The 17,768-nt window shown below is 43.1% G+C and carries 13 protein-coding genes; 1 reads left to right on the plus strand and 12 read right to left on the minus strand.

Annotated elements, in window-relative coordinates; all coding sequences use genetic code 11:
- Nucleotides 1-119: 119 nt before the first annotated feature.
- From AC37HE_RS12570 to AC37HE_RS12625, 12 genes are all read right to left on the minus strand, one after another.
- Complete coding sequence (locus AC37HE_RS12570) at nucleotides 120-1,508, minus strand: prolyl oligopeptidase family serine peptidase (protein WP_500783193.1); 1,389 nt, start codon at nucleotides 1,506-1,508, stop codon at nucleotides 120-122.
- 72 nt (nucleotides 1,509-1,580) lie between these two features.
- Nucleotides 1,581-2,669, minus strand: coding sequence for a sialidase family protein (locus AC37HE_RS12575; protein ID WP_500783194.1), 1,089 nt, complete (start codon nucleotides 2,667-2,669; stop codon nucleotides 1,581-1,583).
- 94 nt (nucleotides 2,670-2,763) lie between these two features.
- The gene (locus tag AC37HE_RS12580) at nucleotides 2,764-4,329 is read right to left on the minus strand and encodes an MGH1-like glycoside hydrolase domain-containing protein (RefSeq protein WP_500783195.1); all 1,566 of its coding nucleotides are present in this window, start codon (nucleotides 4,327-4,329) and stop codon (nucleotides 2,764-2,766) included.
- Between the two features lie 2 nt (nucleotides 4,330-4,331).
- Nucleotides 4,332-6,176 (minus strand): hypothetical protein, encoded by a 1,845-nt coding sequence (locus AC37HE_RS12585; RefSeq protein ID WP_500783196.1) that lies wholly within the window; start codon nucleotides 6,174-6,176, stop codon nucleotides 4,332-4,334.
- 87 nt (nucleotides 6,177-6,263) lie between these two features.
- A complete protein-coding gene (locus AC37HE_RS12590; RefSeq protein ID WP_500783197.1) occupies nucleotides 6,264-7,196 on the minus strand; it encodes a glycoside hydrolase family 43 protein in 933 nt (310 codons plus the stop codon).
- Nucleotides 7,197-7,203: 7 nt separating this feature from the next.
- Entirely contained in the window at nucleotides 7,204-8,601 is a 1,398-nt protein-coding gene (locus AC37HE_RS12595) for a glycoside hydrolase family 140 protein (protein ID WP_500783198.1), read from the minus strand.
- Nucleotides 8,602-8,619: 18 nt separating this feature from the next.
- Nucleotides 8,620-10,191, minus strand: coding sequence for a sodium:solute symporter family protein (locus tag AC37HE_RS12600; protein ID WP_500783199.1), 1,572 nt, complete (start codon nucleotides 10,189-10,191; stop codon nucleotides 8,620-8,622).
- A gap of 51 nt (nucleotides 10,192-10,242) precedes the next feature.
- Nucleotides 10,243-11,403 carry a four-carbon acid sugar kinase family protein gene (locus AC37HE_RS12605; RefSeq protein WP_500783200.1) on the minus strand — a complete coding sequence of 387 codons (1,161 nt, stop codon included), beginning with the start codon at nucleotides 11,401-11,403 and terminating at the stop codon, nucleotides 10,243-10,245.
- Nucleotides 11,404-11,414: 11 nt separating this feature from the next.
- The gene (gene pdxA, locus AC37HE_RS12610; RefSeq protein WP_500783201.1) at nucleotides 11,415-12,443 is read right to left on the minus strand and encodes a 4-hydroxythreonine-4-phosphate dehydrogenase PdxA; all 1,029 of its coding nucleotides are present in this window, start codon (nucleotides 12,441-12,443) and stop codon (nucleotides 11,415-11,417) included.
- Nucleotides 12,444-12,454: 11 nt separating this feature from the next.
- On the minus strand, nucleotides 12,455-13,369 hold the full coding sequence (locus tag AC37HE_RS12615) for a dihydrodipicolinate synthase family protein (protein WP_500783202.1): 915 nt from the start codon (nucleotides 13,367-13,369) through the stop codon (nucleotides 12,455-12,457).
- Between the two features lie 32 nt (nucleotides 13,370-13,401).
- Nucleotides 13,402-14,547: an iron-containing alcohol dehydrogenase gene (locus AC37HE_RS12620; RefSeq protein WP_500783203.1), complete on the minus strand. Its 1,146-nt coding sequence runs from the start codon at nucleotides 14,545-14,547 to the stop codon at nucleotides 13,402-13,404.
- A 198-nt stretch (nucleotides 14,548-14,745) separates the two neighbouring features.
- Nucleotides 14,746-15,741, minus strand: a complete 996-nt coding sequence (locus AC37HE_RS12625) for a LacI family DNA-binding transcriptional regulator (RefSeq protein WP_500783204.1) — start codon at nucleotides 15,739-15,741, stop codon at nucleotides 14,746-14,748.
- Between the two features lie 213 nt (nucleotides 15,742-15,954).
- Here AC37HE_RS12625 and AC37HE_RS12630 point away from each other — a divergent pair, with 213 nt between their 5' ends.
- On the plus strand, nucleotides 15,955-17,145 hold the full coding sequence (locus AC37HE_RS12630; protein WP_500783205.1) for a glycoside hydrolase family 88/105 protein: 1,191 nt from the start codon (nucleotides 15,955-15,957) through the stop codon (nucleotides 17,143-17,145).
- The last annotated feature ends 623 nt before the right edge of the window (nucleotides 17,146-17,768 follow it).

The raw sequence follows: 17,768 nt of genomic DNA on the forward strand, positions 1-17,768 counted from the left end.
CAAATATGAAAAATGTCTTCACTCAAGAATCAATTCGTAAACCCGGGCATGTATTACATCAAAAACCGGTTTAACGATCGATACCATGGTTGATTTTGAAAGTATCGAATTATACTTTATCACTGAAACATAGCTTCCAAAGCATCGAAATCTTTCAAAGCATTAGCAGGCAACTTCTCACCATTATCACCAAATACTTTCATAGCATTATCTTTTTCAACGGTGATGGCTGATTCATCAAGATTACCTGCTTTATCGAAGACTTTCGATTCGTCCAACTTCAGGTATTTAGCCATGAAGTGATACATTGCAATTCGTTTTGAAGGGCCGTAATCATGTTTTTCATTCGGTAAGTGCACATTTTCAACAACAGCATCAGGACCATAAAAACTATAGATTCGCTTCAAAAAAGGAAATTCTAACACCGGAACATTAGCAGTCCAGTCCCCACCATCAGAGACAACCAGCTGTGGCTTTGGAGCAAATAAACCAGCAATCTCCACATTATTGGTTCCACCACCGCAAAGATGAATCGGATTACCACTCTCACAGGGGCATCCGCCATAATGAATAGCCGACATCATGACAACCGGTACACTCACATCAATCCGATCATCGATAGCTGAAATCAGCATGGTATGGCTACCACCACCTGAACCGCCGGTAATTCCGACACGATCGGTATCGGCATAATCAAGGCTAAGTAGGTAATCAAGCAAGCGAATGCTGTTTAAAGCCTGTATCGTATTGGCTAAGGCTTTACGGTGATATTTCATGGGAAATTGAAGCCCCGATTCACCCCAACCAAACAGATCGTAACTAATACTCATTGCCCCCATGCGGGCCAGTCCTGCGCAGCGTTTCTGAATATCCGGGTTATATCGTCCGTCGCCAAAATGTCCATTCGGACAAAGTATAACCGGAATCTTCCCTTTGATTTTCGCCGGGCGATAAATCGAACCGCAAGCATAAACCCCAGGTAGGATTTCCAAAGCAATATTTTGAACGGTATAGCCATTCATTTTTCGCACCTTAGTCAGAATAGGCTTTGTGCCGGGAGAAGCCGGGGCTTTATTCAGACGCACAGCTACCGGCAAACAGCTTTTTAGTTCTGCCCGTCGCGCTTCCCATTCTTCTTTGTTTGAATACAAACTACTTAAATAATCCAAAAATTCTTTCGCTTCAGCTACCGTTCTTCGATGATAACGGTATTCTGAAATCTTATACACACCCGGCTTATCTTGCTTATTAGCAACCAAGTCAAACGGTGATAAAACATTTCGCAGCGTTTCTTCCAGGTCCGGACGAAAGCGCCAATCAGCGTAATTCAAAACTTTACCGTCAATATCTTTCTCGGAAAACTTGAGTTGTACGTTGAAACGCTGCTCGATATCTTTCAAAACATCGGTTAGCGGACGTTGATATTTGTTATCGGAATTCACCAACTGAGCATTCGCACCAAAGGCAAATAAGAACAGGCTGATGATAATAAGTTTAATCTGTTTCATTTCATGGTCGTTTATAGGTTTTTCGATCGTTATCTTCTCAGAAGGCCATTGAACTTTTCATTTGAGTACGTTCTATTCCGGCCACTGTTCAAAAACAATGGGTTTCGTTTTCAGTTGTTTTGGATCAATCACCACATGCTTAATGCGCTCACGTCGCCAGGTGTAAACCACATGTACCAGACCATCCGAGGTTTGGATAACAGAAGGATAGGAATATTGACTAATTTCTGAGTCTTCAAGAATCAAAGCTGCTTCCCAGTGCTTCCCATCTTTGGAAATCGCAACATTTAAGGGCGTTCGGTAACCTTTCGGTGCATTAACCGGGGTTTTCACATGATTGTAAACAATCAGCTGGCGACCATCTTTGAGGCTCACGGCATCAATCCCTGAATTATTGCTGGGTAATCCGGAAGCTTGCATCAGTGACCAGGTTTTGCCCTGATCAGTAGACCAGGATGATCCAATCACGGCATTACGGGTACGCGCTAAACTCTGCATACGCCCGTCAGCATAGGTCAATAAAGTCGGTTGAATAGCCTGGTAGATTTTTCCATCATTGATGTAATCCCCTTTTTCCCAATTCTTACCTTCGTCTTTGGTAAACTCAAAATAAGTTCTCCATCCACCATCACCTTCCACACTGGTCGGGCAAATTAACGTTCCGTCAGCTAGCAAAAGCGGTTTATTTTTAACCGGTCCATAAATACCTTCGGGCAAGCGTTCGGGTTTCGACCAGGTTTTTCCATCATCGGAAGAACGCATCATCATCCCCCACCATTCTGATGGTTTTGGGCCAATCTTGTAAAACAACAGCAAATTCCCTCCCGGCATTTGAAATAATACCGGGTTCCAGGTCGGATAACGCAAGCTATCGTTTTGCACTCCATTAGCCACTTCAACCGATTCAGTCCATTTACCGTTTACCTGCCGACTTACATAAATGCAAACATCCGGGTTTCGTTCACGCGTTCCACCAAACCAGGCAGCCACCAGTCCTGATGGCGTTTCAGCAATGGTTGCCGAGTGACAAGAAGGATACGGTGCTTTGGTATAAATGAATTCATCGACCAGAATCCCTTTTCGCCAATCCGTTTTTTTAGCTTCAGCTTGAAAATGAAAGGCCCAGGCAAGCAAAAGCGTGAAAATTATAATTCGTTTCATGTTTTATTTCTTAGTCATTAGGTGGTCATTGATAGTCATTTGTTGTCATTCGTCGCACCTGAAAACGTAGACTGCGACTGATAAAATGAGCGTCTTAAAGCTTCCCTGTCAGTTTTCCCAGATCAGCTCGTCGGGCAATTTCTTTACCATTCACAAGCACATACAGTCCTTTGCCATGACCATATTTTTCACCTGTCTTGTCCCAAACGATGGTCACCATTTGACCGTGATAAAGAACTTTATCGAGACAGAACCAATCCCATTTGTCTGCCGGAACCAGCGGATTTACTTCAACGATATTATCCGGACGAGGACGCAAACCAACCAAGCCGGTAATCACTAAGTCATTAAAAGTTGAATGGTTATAATAGCGGCTACGCTCTTGGTCTCCTTTCAACCAGTAGCCGGTTACTTCATCCAGGTATTCGCCAATGTACGGACGTCCACGGTAATATTGAGACTCTACATACAATTCCATTTGACGAAAATAGGTACTGTCAGTCACTACATCCTGCTTGTAGTCATTCAGCAAATTAGCCAGGCCAGTTAACGTTTGAGCTGTCGCAAAAGGCCAGATCGCACCGTCCCACTCACATTTACAGCAGCCGTGGCTTCTAAAATCGGGATGACGACGTTCAGCAGTTGTCAAGCCAAATGGTGCTGAGAAGCCATTGTTGTCATCTATTTGCTTCCAAGCTACTGACTGGCTTGCATTAGGGATATTGAAATACCAGGGAATGAAGCCAATTTCTTCGCGAACTTTTGCAAATCCACCCGATTGTTTTACTGTCTCGAAGAACTGATCTTCAGGATCCCAAAGTTTAGTATCAATCAGCTCTTTCATCGTGTCAGCTTTTGCTGCATATAAAGCAGATGTTTTTGAATCCCCTTTCATTTTGGCAATTTCAGACAGCGCCTCTGCATTTCCATACATATAACTATTGATTGTCGGGCGCTCATTTCTTTCGTGACGTCCGCCGCTAATCTGATCTTCCATACCATCCTTGACATCATTTTGCCAAAACAGTCCGTTTGCATTACGGCGTTCTTCCTCCCAACGCTTATAGTCGCTGGTCAAATCAGGTAACATATCAAGCAGATAAGCTTTATCACTATTGACATAATAAGCTTGCAATAAGGCGTAAGGTGTCCAACTACTGAATTTATGCAATTTGTTCATCGGTTTTCCATCATTGCCCCGATACCACACATGTACATCTTGTTGAATATATTCGGGATCATGTAACCAGCGACCTTCCATAATATGATGACCGATTGCACAAGCAATCAAGTTGTATTTATCGGCATAAGAGCGGTCTATGAGAAATTCTGTTATACCCCAGCCTTCAGGTGTTTCCTTAATATGCTTACGATAAGTCCACCAGCGATAATAGTAGATTTCCTCGAAGTTATCCTGGGGACATTCAAACAACGGAATATTTGCTTTCATCCAATCCCAGGCTTGCGCATTCGGAATGGCAAAGGACAAATTTTCATCTTCCATCCGGTTAAAATAGTCCACATAGTGCTTGAAATTATCAGCTTTCAAAATGCTTTTATCTTTCGATTTTCCGGCGGCATAAGTGTTTCCCTGGCTAACAACTGCCAGGGAAACGATCAAAACCATGATGTATGAAGAAACTGTTCTATGAAATTTCATTTTTATAAATCTTTTGTCGTTAACGAATAAATTGAAAAACGAGCCAGCGGAGCAGGTTTCCCGGTCTGTTTCAGGTCGTAGTCCTGATCTGTGGGTGTATCAACATCCGGGAACCGACGAACATCACCAGTTCGGAAAGTCACGCGTTCCACTGCATGAACAGGCGCAAAACAAAGGCCTGTCGACTTCTTTTCACCATTTACAAATACATGGTAAAAGCGATTCCCGGCTGTCAGTTCAATCCGGATATCATATTCTTTCCCGGCTTCATAGCTCATGATGTTTTTCATGCGATAACCATTCTTTTGCTGCAGTTGACCTTCAGCATTAAAACATAAACGTAAGGCCGCAGTCCCTTTTTCATCAACCAACTCAACATCCAATTTTCCGTGGTCGTTTTGGGCAAGTTTCAGCTTAAACTCGACAGCCACATTTGCTGCACGCGGGAAAAGACGTTCTGCTTTGGCATAATCAAATTCATCCTGATCGTTCAAAACAAGACAGCGCGTTCCTTCATCATCTTTTTCCACTTGCACACGAGCCCAAACCGGACTAAAAATGTTCCAACGGTCTAACTCTTTACCTTCCGGCATCTGATTAAAAATGTCATTTACATCAGATGCTTCCCGATCAATAACCGGAACAGGTATTTTAGAAACCCAAATATCTTCTTTGTTCATGCTATAAGTAACCCACAGGTTGCCGTCTGGCGGGGTTCCGTTTCCTTCGGCAATTCCGCGGACATACTGTGGACCGTAGGATTTATAATTTCCACCATAGCGCATCGGCGAGATTTCCCCGTTTACAAGCAACAGGTTGGTATAGTTCAATCCGTCAGTACTTGTTGAAATAGCCAGAGGCCAGCGGAAATCAGATGGATTGTAAACCGTTGCATAATGACCATCAGAAGTGCGTTGTCCCCAAATTTTGGCGTTGCTGTTTACAAATCCCGGAGCACGGGTTGGATGCGTCCAGGTCTTACCTTCGTCTTCACTAATTGCCGTTAAAGCATGTTTCCACAAACCGACTACGTTCCCATTGGGCAAATGATAAAAGTTAAACGCTTTATAATCTCCTTTCAACGAAATCAACGGATCGTCACGATCTGCTTCCTCATTCCATTGTTGAACCATCAGACGGTTGTTCAGCAGTTCATCACAAGCCTTAACAAAAGCTTTGTCCTTACTCTTTGTATAAAAAGGAAGACTGGTATTTTTGGCATTCCAACCATGATTATAGCGAATAAAATAGATTGGTCCGTAGCTACCGTCAGCCTTAATTTCGCGAACAACACGACCAATACCGTTACCATCGTTCGGGCTGTCTTTTTCGTTGAGAGAAATAGCAATGTAAGCCAACACCAACAGCTTGTTGTTTGAGCTCACATAAAAACCCATACGTTGGTGATTCACCGACTTCAGGTTATGTGCTACTGCGGTATCACCTTCTTTGCTAAAACCGTCGGGGATGTCGTAAGGTGGGAAAATCACTTTCGGTTTCGACCACTCAGTACCATCGCTGGATGTTTGCAGCAAGGTGGCTCCGGGAGCAATGTGCTCACCAACCGGATCGCTCAGATATTCCAAAAAGAAGGTGTTATTCCAGTAGGCCAGCATGGGCGCATGGTTGTAGGTCCACCCCAAACTATCGGCCAGATTAGGAAATTCGCGATTCGCCCGGAATGTTTCAATATTGTGTACTCCCAACACCGGTGACAGCTGTCCGTGGTGATAATCGGGATTGTTTAATTTTTCGCCTGTATAATGTGGTAATTCCTGGGCCTGTGAAAAGCCGGTAAAGGCTGACGCCAGAAAAACCATGCTGATTAATTTCTTTCCTAAGTTCATGTTTCTGATTGTTTTACTAAATGTTTTCAAAAAGAAGGAATCCGATCAATTTTTCAATTGTTAACCGAATTCCTGTTATCACATCAACTAATCCTCATTATTCATCTTTGATTGCTTCAATAAAGCATCGACAACTGATTGTTTTACTTTAAAAATCGTGCCATGTTTATGCCCTTTCGGTAATGTCACCTGGTCGGAGATATCCTCAAACGATTTAAAGTCGCGCGTACGGGCACATCCATATCGCATGTTTCCATAGTCATCGTAATAAATCAAGTAGTCTTCCCCTACTTTCACAACCGTCGGCCCTTCAGACTTAAAACCAGTGAAAGGTTTGGAAATATCATGCCATGGTCCCAACGGACTGTTACCAAAGGCAACCTCAATATTTCGTTTTTGTCTCGTATTATCTTTCAATACCAACACATAATCGTTGGCCCCACGTTTTACGATCACACAATCAATTACACTAAAACCGGGATCATAAAACAACTTCGTATCGGTGAAGCTTTTAAAGTCTTTTGTGGTTGTATAATACATCCGGTGGTTATTCTTTTCTTCTTCTTCACCTTTTTCAAATTTGTAAGGAATAGTAGAAGCCCAGATAATTATAAATCGATCATTATCATCATCGTAGAAAAGCTCAGGTGCCCAAACGTTCACGGTCGATGTATCGGTCATTACAGGAATAAGCTGCTCCTTTGACCAGTGAATAAGATCTTTGGAGCTGGCATAACCGAAGCCTAAATCTCCGCGCCACGATGAAGTCCAAACCATGTGAAATGTACCATCAGGGCCTTGAACAACCGATGGGTCGCGCATGACTTTTTGCTTGCCAACCTCAGGAGCCAACCATGGACCCCCCAAGTCTTTCCAATGGTAGCCATCTTCACTGTAAGCAAAGAACAGGCCTTTATCTGCCGGTTCGCGAAAAGAGCTGAACAGGTAAGCTTCCTTTTCCTTCGAACAGGAAATCAAGATTCCCAAAAGGACAACCAACAGTAATATTCTATTTTTCATGCTCAATCTATTTTACGCTATCCAGTACCAGTACATAATCATGACCATCGCCGGCATCTCCCGGAGGATCGAAGGACTGCACACCGGTATTTTCGAACTCTCCGATTTCTGAGAATTGTCCGTTTCGTGGGTTAAACCAACTGGCTTTCACTTTATCGCCAGCAATTTTGCCCATCTGTACCGGAATATCGCGGCCGTTATAGGTATAAATGAAAGCATAATCTTTTCCACGTGTTGCAATCAGAAAATCGTATTTCTCGCCATTCTCACCAGCTATTAAGCTTTGATCAGGTACCCGATCAAAATACGAACGTGACAACATCAACTCTTTCACATATTTCATTTGATTTGCCCCGGGATCATTAATGGCTTTCGTCCAATATTCTTTAGCACCATAAGCGGCTCCTTTATCAGAAGGTTGGTAAAATTGCATGACAGCACTGCTTCCGTAAGTGTAACCAAAAGCACCAGCAAATACCGACCAATAAGCATAGCGACGAACATCAGCATCGTTCCAGAATGGTTGCAGTGTATCATGTAAGCCTTGTGGAATTCCTTCATAGGAAGGCTCTCCGTCAATAGTGGGACGAACAGGTGTTAAGTCCCAGTCTTCGGTAATATAACGCCAGTTATCCTGTCCGTAACCACGTTCAGTATCATCCTGATCATAACGGCGGTGTCCGGATTGAATCATATTGAAATCCAACCAGGGCTCATCCTTAAACCAGTCGTTTGACTGCATACGACCACGAGGGTGGAACGTAATCAGGTGATTCGGATCGTTATCTTTCAACGCATTTCCTATAATATTCCAAGTAGCCGTAGAATCGCTTCCAAAGGTATCGCCACCATTCAGCCAAATAATATTTTTCCGGTCTTTGTAACGCTCTGCAAGCCATTTGCCGTAAACTGAAGCTTCTTCGCGCGACACTCCACCATCTTTCACATTATTTCCCCAAACCGGAACCAAGGCCATATACAGACCTTTTTTAGCAGCCAGGTCAATCGCGTAATCCATATTATCCCAGTAATCATATTGGGTAGAATCGCTAAAGTTGTTCCCTTCAGTTACGTTGGGAATAGCCACATTGTGGTTAACCAAGGCAGAATCGCCATAAACATTCACCGCCCCCAGGCCGTGTAATACCATGACCTGAATAACATTGAATCCTTGTTCTTTGCGGGTTTCCAAATATTTTTCGGTCTCTTCGCGGTTCAACTTTGTAAAAAGTAACCAACCAGTATCACCCAACCAAAAGAAAGGCTTACCATCTTCGGTCTCAAAAAAACGATGATTAGCTGATACTTTTAATAATTCCATTCCTTTAGGTTCTTCCTTTTTTGCCTTTGGCTGACACGAAGCCAACAACAAAAGCGCCAAACCTGCAACGAGTAGATTTTTCATTTTCATTAGTTTTCTGTTTTATGCTTTGTTTAGCTGTTTTTTTCTTTGTTTCCAACCAGTCCAGGTCAGCGAAATATCTGTTTCGCGCCCTTTGTAACATAAACTGGCTACATACCCAACAACCATCAATACCACGTGGCTGTACACGCCAATCATGTATTTATGCTGGGTATAATTATAATTTCCAAGATCCAGAATAATTGACTTATTATCGCCCAGTCCAATTGGTGTAGAAGTCAGCAATGCCCAGGCTGTAAATAATACGCTGGCACCAATTCCCCAATATAAGCCCTGCTTGTTAGCACGTGTGCTGAAAATTCCCAACAGGAACATTCCGGCAATACCGCCTGAGAAAATTGCATAGAGGGTGAAGATAATTCCAAGGACCCCTTCACTACCAGCATTAACGTAAAACAAGGCCACAGCTATTGCTCCCAAACCAGCCAACACAATAAACAAGCGTCCCATCCGGAGTTGCTGTTTGTCGGTACTGTTCGGGAATATGCGTTTGTAGTAGTCTTCCATCAGGATAGCCGACAAACAGTTCAGGTCCGAGTCCAGGCTCGATATTGCTGCCGCCATTAATGCTGAAAGGATTAATCCTACCACCCCGACTGGCAATTTTGTTAAAATGAAGTACGGGAAAACCGCATCAGCTTCAATCCCTGCAGGCAGGGCATCTCCAGTAATTTTGTAATAGGAAAACAGAGCTGTACCAATAAACATGAACATTGCCCAAACCGGTACACTAAGTAGCACACCAATCAACGAAGCCCGGATTGCTGCTTTGTCGGTTTTAGCCGTTAAATAACGTTGAACGATGGTCTGGTCAGTTCCGTATTTTTGAATTGCATAGAATACACCATTCAGAGCCATCACCCAGAACGTAAGGTGTACAAAATTCCAGTCGAACGGACCAAACCCGATTCGGTCATTTTGCATGGCAACGCGCCATACTTCCATCGGGCCACCTTCGGGCGTAAACAACAAAATACCCAGCGCAATAATTCCACCTACAATCAGCAAAAATCCCTGAATCACATCGAGCCAAATTACCGCTTCAATCCCCCCTAAAAGCGTTAAAACGATAACAGCAGCACCGATAATCCAGATGATTGTAGCTGTGTCGAGTCCCACCATCTTACTTAATGCCAAAGAGATCAGGAAGAAAACGGTTCCCATTTTGGAGAAGTGAGTCAATATGAAGCTCACCGACGTATACATCCGGGCAAAAAATCCAAAGCGTTTTTCGAAATATTCGTAAGTACTCAGCTGGATCACATGACGAAATAAGGGAACAACAAAGCCAACAATAGCCACTAAAACAACCGGCACCATTAAACCTTGGACCAACCGAATCCAGTTTGAAGTATATCCTTCGCCGGGATAGGCTAAAAATGTGATACTACTGATTAAGGTTGCCAGGATAGAAATACCGATTGCCCACGAAGGAATAGAACCGGCTGCTTTAAAATAGTTGTTGGTATCTTTTTGGCGTTTCGAAAACCAGAAGCCGACTCCCAGTGAGACGACCAGGGTTAGAAACATGATGAAGTAATCGATAAAATGTATGCTAGGCACAGGATTCATTTGTTCAGTTTTTGTTTTATTGGTTTTTCGATTGTTTGATTTGGATTCAGTTTAATTGGTGTTGGGAATTATACTATCGGGCCATTTATAACTTCCCGGTTTTGTAATCAGGCTCAGGTTGGGATAACCATCAACTTCCATCTGAATAATCCCGTAACTAAGCTCCCTAATTGGCTTTAGTTTCGATACATTCAGGTTCTTAATTATCTGAGCAGCTGTTGCACCACCTTCAATATATAATTCTTCAACAGGAATAATTTCAAACACCTTTTCGACAAGTCGACCTATTTCACGACGAACCGTCTCCGGATCCATTGTTTCCGCAAAATTATCAGTAAAAATTGTGGTCACTACAACTTTTCGGCCATCTTTTATCCATGAAGCAATATCTTCAGCTAATTCGGTCACATTTTGAGCTTCGCAACAGAGTTGTTGAAAATAATCTTCAGAAAGATTAATAAACATCATACCAGCAGACTTCAACTTTGTAATAAAGTCATTCGTCTTCGGGAAGGTACTACCAAACACAAATAAAGTCTTCTGTGCATCCGAGGCCTCCAGATCTTCGCCAAGCTCCCGATGTTGAAATTTTTGCCGCAAAATCGCATCAAAAAAACCAGCTCCACCACCGTAGACTGTTTGATCATCCATCTGCTCAACCCAGTGCTCAATATCTTCGTTAGTGCTCACATTCGCAACAACAAAGCCAGTGTCCGGAATTTCAACGTCGTAGTTCAAGCATTTAATTTGCGAGGGTGTATCACCGATAATTTCACGAACATCGCTCGACGTTAACGGGAATTCCGGGTCGTTTGCAAACGAGGTTTGGGCCAATGGAACATTGTCGACGTAATACGTACCGTTTTTTATAATCCGGTTAAAATGCGGATTGGCAGGCACTATAACAACACGGTCTTTCTTTTCAACCTGTTGTTGAACCAGCAATTCATCGTATATATTACCTCTTAAAACAGAATCAATTTTTTTATAAATAAATTGCGGGTTCAGTTGTAACAGGCCCTTCGTCAAATGCTCAATTCTCAGCTTTGCTTCATCAATTGACATCGACCGTGTATCTGCTACAACAACCAGCAAATCGGGCTTTACCACTTCGGATATTTCGGTCACAATCAATACGTTTAATCCGTACTGAAGTCCAATTCCTCCAATTTCGGCAGCACCCGTAAAATCATCTGCAATTACTGCAATCATCTTCCAGAGTCTTATTTATTTAGATATAGTTTAATCGCATAATCCATTGCATAAACCAGTGCATCAGGGCTGGCAATTCCTTTTCCTGCAATTTCAAATGCTGTTCCGTGGTCTACAGATGTTCGAATAATTGGTAAACCCAATGTGATATTCACACCTTTCACACTTTTCATAGCCTGTTTCTCTTCATCCCAGATGAAGCCAACCAGCTTAAACGGAATGTGTCCCTGATCGTGATACATAGCTACACAACCATCGAAACTACCTCCATTAGCCAACGAGAACAGCGTATCCGGAGGATATGGCCCGGCAACTTGAATGCCTTCTGCCTTTGCCTCTTTGATAGCCGGCAAAATTTCTTCTGTTTCTTCAGTTCCAAACAAACCACCATCACCGGCATGTGGGTTTAAACCAGCAACACCAATTCGCGGATTGGCAATGCCGATGCGTTTCAATGCATCATTGGTTAATCGGATCACATCGAAAACGCGTTGACGAGTAACTAAGTCGCAGGCTTTTCGCAGTGAAACGTGTGTACTCACATGGGTAACCTTAATCTTCTCGTCGGCCAGCAACATGGTGTATTTCTTCGTATCGGTGAAATGAGCATAAATTTCCGTGTGTCCGGAGAAATGATGACCAGCCAGGTTAATTGCTTCTTTATGAATCGGACCGGTTACAGTTCCATCCACTTCACCATTCATAGCCAATTCAATGGCTTTGCGAACAGCTCTAAAAGCCAAATCACCTGCTTCAGCAGTCACTTTCCCATGAGAAATCTTGCTTAAGTCGGCAGGAATATCATAAATATCGATTGTACCAAAACTCAATTTGGCATCTTTAACATCGCTAATCGGGTTGATTTTAAGATTAACAGCGGTTAGCTTAATTGCTTCTTCCATCACTGCAACGTTCCCCACCAACAGCGGACTGCATTTGTCAAACACAGCTGGATCAGCAAAGGCTTTAGCAGCAATCTCGGGGCCGATTCCCGCAGGATCACCCATTGTAACAGCTAATACTATTTTATCGTTTTTCATGTTGAGTTTTTTTACAAATTTGAAGTTGTTAAAAAGGCATTTACCTCACGACGATAGGCTTCCTCTACGGCTTTTTCCACCTTGTAAATCGGCGGCATTACTTGTGTTCCGCATAAACCTCGCTCATTCATGATGATTTTCAATGCGGCCAAAGATTCACCAAGTGTTCTATTCTTTTGGTATAAAGCACCTAGCTCGTTAGTTAATTTCTGCAGCTCATCGGCCCGTTGCCAGTTTCCTTCCAGCGCATTTGCATACAATTCGGCATACAACTCTGGCGCAAAGTTTCCGGTACTTGGAACGATACCATCGGAACCATTTTTCAGTGCATAGCTCGACATCGCTGCCCAACCAATCAGGTGTACAAAATCTTCGCGATCGCGCCACAAGTCCAAAGCTTGATCCAAACGCTCTTCATCGCGTTCCGAGTCCTTCAAACCAACGACTTTGGGGTGATGGCTCAATTGATCAATTAATTCCAATGGAATTGAATAGCCTGTTGTGGCAGTAATGTTATAAAAAATCAAAGGAATCGGACTGGCATCAGCCAGTTGCTCGCAGTATTTGGCAGCCTGCGCATCCGTAAGCGGGTAGTACGAAGGAACATTGGCCACCAACACATCAGCACCTGCATCAGCAAAACTCTTTGCCATATCAATTGTTTCGGGCAGGCAGTTGGATGAAATACCGGCATAAATTACAGCCTTGTCTTTAGCTACTTCAACTGTAGCTTCAACCAGGTCAAGTTTCTGCTTAAACGACAGTGAACTTGCCTCACCTGTTGTTCCGGCAATAAAAGGAGCAACATCGTATTTCAAGAAATTTGTAACAATTTGTTTTACTCCTTCCCGATCAACAGCGAAGTCATCGGTTAAGGGAGAGATCATCGGCACAATAACGCCTTTATATGGGTTGTTCTTTTTCATCTTATCTCGGGTGAATTTAGTTTCAGTAAATCTTAAAAAGCCTTCTTATAAATAGCCAAGGCATCTTCCAATGCAATTTCGCGGACATTATTATTCAATAGCCGCTGAACCTTCAATGCTGACGCCGCAATATCTTCCAATGCCGTTTCCGGTATATCCAGGGCTGAAAGCTTTGGTGAAATATTCAGATCCAGGATCCATTTCTTGATGGCATCAATACCTGCTTTTGCATAGTCCTCATCAGTAGTACAGCCAACAACACCAAGAGTTTTTGCAATAATTGCAAAACGTTCGGTGGCTGCCGGCAAGTTATATTCCAGCACGTAGGGCAACATCACAGCATTCGATAAGCCATGTGCAATTTTGTATTTGCTTCCCAGCGGATAAGCCAATGCATGAACGGCCGCCGTATTTACTGGTCCCAGGCACATCCCGCCGTAAACACTTCCAAGTGCAACTGCTGCCCGTGCCTCCATATCATCTCCGTGGTCATATGCCTGCTTCAGATTTTTGAAGATGAGTTGCATGCCATCAAGCGCAAAGCGGTCGATTACCGGATGTGCAAAGCGGTTGATAAATGCTTCGAGGCAATGTGTAAAAGCATCAATACCGGTAAAAGCAGTTACTGCCGGCGGAACACCAACCGTTAACAGAGGATCTACATAAGCTGCATCCGGCATCAGGAAAGGACTAATGACACCTTTCTTCTCATTGTCGCTTGTATCCAGGAATATGGCATTGGGCGAAACTTCACTACCTGTTCCTGCAGTAGTTGGCAAGCATGCCAAATAGGTTGAACGTTCTTTCAGATTACCAATTCCGATAATTTCGGCCGTTGTTTGGGTATTTTTCAATTGTGCAGCGATAAACTTAGCTGCATCCAACACACTACCTCCACCAATACCGGCTACGGCATCTGCTTTAAAACTTCGGGCTTCATCCAGAATTTGTTCAACTTCCGCAAAGCTGGGTTCTGCAGCAATCTGCTCATTAACAGCAACTGCTATACCAGCTTCTTTTAACGAATTAAAATAGGTTTGAAGTAAGGGTTGAATAACCGGGATGGTTAATACAAATAAACGCTTCATTCCAGAAGCACGAAAATCTTCAAAAAACTGCGACAAACTCCCATCGCCAATAACCAATTGCGAGGGCGTATTTAATTTGATTAGTTTCATTTACATCTATTCTTGTTATTGAAATGGTTTTGATTAGCGGGTGCGTTATATCTCGAACGAATAAAACCTATTTTACAAAACACACATCCAGCTTCAAAACACAGTTCGAAGATAATGTAAACGTTTACATTTTCCAAACAAAAACAAAAAAAATAATGTCTTCTTTCAAAGGACATTATTTAATGTAAACGATTTTCATTAACAAGAACTTCGGACTTTCAATTCGGAGTTAAGCGTCATCTGTATACTTGGACGTTTCGGATCCTTAATTCGCTGAATCAGCAACTCCCCTGCCCGCTTACCAATTTCGTAGGCCGGTTGGCGTACTGCAGTCAGTGGCGGATTAAGCGCATTCGACCAATTCATATCATCGAAACCTAAAACAGCAATATCCCCAGGGATATTAAGTTTGCGACCGTTGATCACTTCCAAAGCACCCAGGGTAATCAGGTTGTTACCTGTAAAAATAGCATCCGGCGGGTTTTTAAGATCCAATAATTGGGAAGTATACTGAATACCACTGGTATAACTGGAGTCACCCTGCACAATCAGATCTTTATCAATCTCAATCCCATTTTCCTTTAACGCTTTCAGGTACCCATCCTTTCTCAAACGACTGGAAGGAATTGTTGGCAAACCACCAATATGAGCAATTCGCTTATACCCTTTTTCAATCATATAACTGACAGCCTGGTAAGCTCCTTCCTCATTATTTACCCAAACAATATCAACATCCATTCCTTTTAATCCGCGATCGACACAAACAACAGGCAAGCCATTGCGAACAATCTTTTTCACACGCTGATCATCCTCATTTGCGGGCGCTGCGATTAAGCCATCAATGGCCTCAGACTCCAGAATCTCCAGGTACATGGATTCCTTTTTCTCGTCCTGGTTGAAGTTACACATAATGATCACGTAATTATTCTCATAGGCAACATCTTCGATACCACGAAGCACATCCACATAAAAAGGGTTTTGAATATCAGGAATCAACACACCTAACAAATTACCGGCACCGCTTTTTGAGCGTAAACGTTTGGCAACACGACTGGGTTGATATTTGAGCTCTTTAATGGCTTTAAGAATTTTCATCCGGGTTTCTTCATTCACACTTTCGCTGTTATTTAAAACCCGCGATACAGTCGCTATTGAAACACCTGCCCGTTTGGCGACATCATTCATACTTGCCATAGGATCATTTATATTTGAGGTTTATAATTTCGTTTATCGTTCTAATATAGAAAAATTCCGAACAAATGTAAACGATTTCACAAAGATAGTTGTATTTTTCAGAGGATTTTATGAAAAGAGTTCGTTCTGTGTTTAGCAGGCCTAAAAAGCACCATCAAAATTCAAGCTGAATTTGAATTCCAAATTAATATTCAATAATAAAACTAAACAAACATGAAGTATTTTGCTTATCTCTGTTTACTCGTACTATTCACGGCATGTTCGTCGGGAAAAACCAAACAAAACAAAGAACAAACTGAAGCTCCAGCCAAATGGAGTATTAAAATGGCTGACGCGGTTATGACCAGAAATGACAGCCTGGGCTATTACAATGGACGAACACGTCGTGGCTGGTCCTATGATGTTGCTTTGTTAGGTATGGCCATCGACCGTTTGGGAAATGTTGATCCGAAATATTCGGCCTACATGAAAACCTACATGGACAAAATGGTTGATGAAAACGGCCATGTTGCCCGCTACGATTCAACCAAATTCAACATTGATAACATTAACCCGGCACGAAACCTGTTAATCTTATGGGAGAAAACCGGTGACCTGAAATACCAAAAAGCGCTCGGGCAATTTGTCCGCCAAATGGAAAAGCACCCGAAAACAAAATCGGGAGGTTACTGGCATAAGAAAATCTACCCCTGGCAAATTTGGCTGGATGGTGTTTACATGGGAATGCCTTTTCTGGCTGAATATGCGAAAGACTTTAACGCTCCGCATTGGTTTGATGTAGCGGCACACGAAATTGTGCTGGTTCATGAAAAAACAGTAGATCCAAAGACCGGCCTGCTATATCACGCCTGGGACGAGAGTAAAGAGCAAAAGTGGGCCAACCCGGAAACCGGGCAATCGCCGAACTTCTGGAGTCGCGCTATGGGCTGGTATGTAATGGCCATTGTGGATGTGCTGGATTACCTGCCGCAGGATCATAAAGACCGCCCTGAGATCATTAAAATTCTACAGGAAACCTGCGATGCCTTACTGAAAGTTCGCGATCCGAAATCAGGTGCCTGGTACCAGGTGCTGGATCAGGGAGATCGCGAAGGAAACTATTTGGAAGGCTCAGGAACTGCAATGTACATTTATGCTTTCGCCAAGGGAGCTAAAAAGGGTTATCTCGATCCGAAGTACAAAGAAATTGCAGCGAATGCCTTCGACGATATGGTAAAAACGTTCATTGTAACCGGCGACGACGGCCTACCAAGCATGGTGAACATTTGCGGAAGTTGTGGACTGGGCGGAAAACCCACCTATCGCGACGGAAGCTACGAATACTATACAACCGAAAAAATCAACACCAACGATACCAAAGGTGTTGCACCGTTTATTTTAGCAGCTATTGAAACGGATAAATAAAATTAAACAACGGAATAGTAAAGGCTCAGATCTTCGGATTTGAGCCTTTTCTGTGAAAGTCTCTTCTGTTTTTACTTTGTATCTAATGTACGCACCCTGGCCCTCCCTCGCGAGGGAGGGAAATTCCGACTTTGTCGGAATGGGAGGATCAATCCGATTCAAAAGAATCCACTTTCATTCCTGTTGGTGATTCCCCTGAATCATGTCTGTTTTTCATTAGCTGGCGAAATCATCCGACAGACCCCCTGAATCCGGAACAGCCAAACTTTTCTCCCGGTATACCTTTGACAGATGTCCAAACCACATCCATACGCTATCGGTGGCACTTGGGCAAATGTCCAAACCACATCCATACGCTATTGGTGGCACTTGGGCAAATGTCCAAACCACATCCATACACTATTGATGGCACTCGGGCAGATGCTCAAACCACATCCATACGCTATCGGTGACACTTGGGCAAATGTCCAAACCACATCCATACGCTATTGGTGACAATTGGACAAATGTCCAAACCACATCCAGGTTCTATTGGTGGCACTTGGACAAATGTCCAAACCACATCCAGGTTCTATTGGTGGCACTTGGGCAAATGTCCAAACCACATCCGTGCTCTATCGGTG

Source organism: Mangrovibacterium sp., from assembly GCF_059905295.1.

Coding starts and splice junctions, on each gene's coding strand:
- AC37HE_RS12570 (WP_500783193.1), bottom strand. CDS start 1,508: ATGAAACAGATTAAACTTATTATCATCAGCCTGTTCTTATTTGCCTTT.
- AC37HE_RS12575 (WP_500783194.1), bottom strand. CDS start 2,669: ATGAAACGAATTATAATTTTCACGCTTTTGCTTGCCTGGGCCTTTCAT.
- AC37HE_RS12580 (WP_500783195.1), bottom strand. CDS start 4,329: ATGAAATTTCATAGAACAGTTTCTTCATACATCATGGTTTTGATCGTT.
- AC37HE_RS12585 (WP_500783196.1), bottom strand. CDS start 6,176: ATGAACTTAGGAAAGAAATTAATCAGCATGGTTTTTCTGGCGTCAGCC.
- AC37HE_RS12590 (WP_500783197.1), bottom strand. CDS start 7,196: ATGAAAAATAGAATATTACTGTTGGTTGTCCTTTTGGGAATCTTGATT.
- AC37HE_RS12595 (WP_500783198.1), bottom strand. CDS start 8,601: ATGAAAAATCTACTCGTTGCAGGTTTGGCGCTTTTGTTGTTGGCTTCG.
- AC37HE_RS12600 (WP_500783199.1), bottom strand. CDS start 10,191: ATGAATCCTGTGCCTAGCATACATTTTATCGATTACTTCATCATGTTT.
- AC37HE_RS12605 (WP_500783200.1), bottom strand. CDS start 11,403: ATGATTGCAGTAATTGCAGATGATTTTACGGGTGCTGCCGAAATTGGA.
- pdxA (WP_500783201.1), bottom strand. CDS start 12,443: ATGAAAAACGATAAAATAGTATTAGCTGTTACAATGGGTGATCCTGCG.
- AC37HE_RS12615 (WP_500783202.1), bottom strand. CDS start 13,369: ATGAAAAAGAACAACCCATATAAAGGCGTTATTGTGCCGATGATCTCT.
- AC37HE_RS12620 (WP_500783203.1), bottom strand. CDS start 14,547: ATGAAACTAATCAAATTAAATACGCCCTCGCAATTGGTTATTGGCGAT.
- AC37HE_RS12625 (WP_500783204.1), bottom strand. CDS start 15,741: ATGGCAAGTATGAATGATGTCGCCAAACGGGCAGGTGTTTCAATAGCG.
- AC37HE_RS12630 (WP_500783205.1), top strand. CDS start 15,955: ATGAAGTATTTTGCTTATCTCTGTTTACTCGTACTATTCACGGCATGT.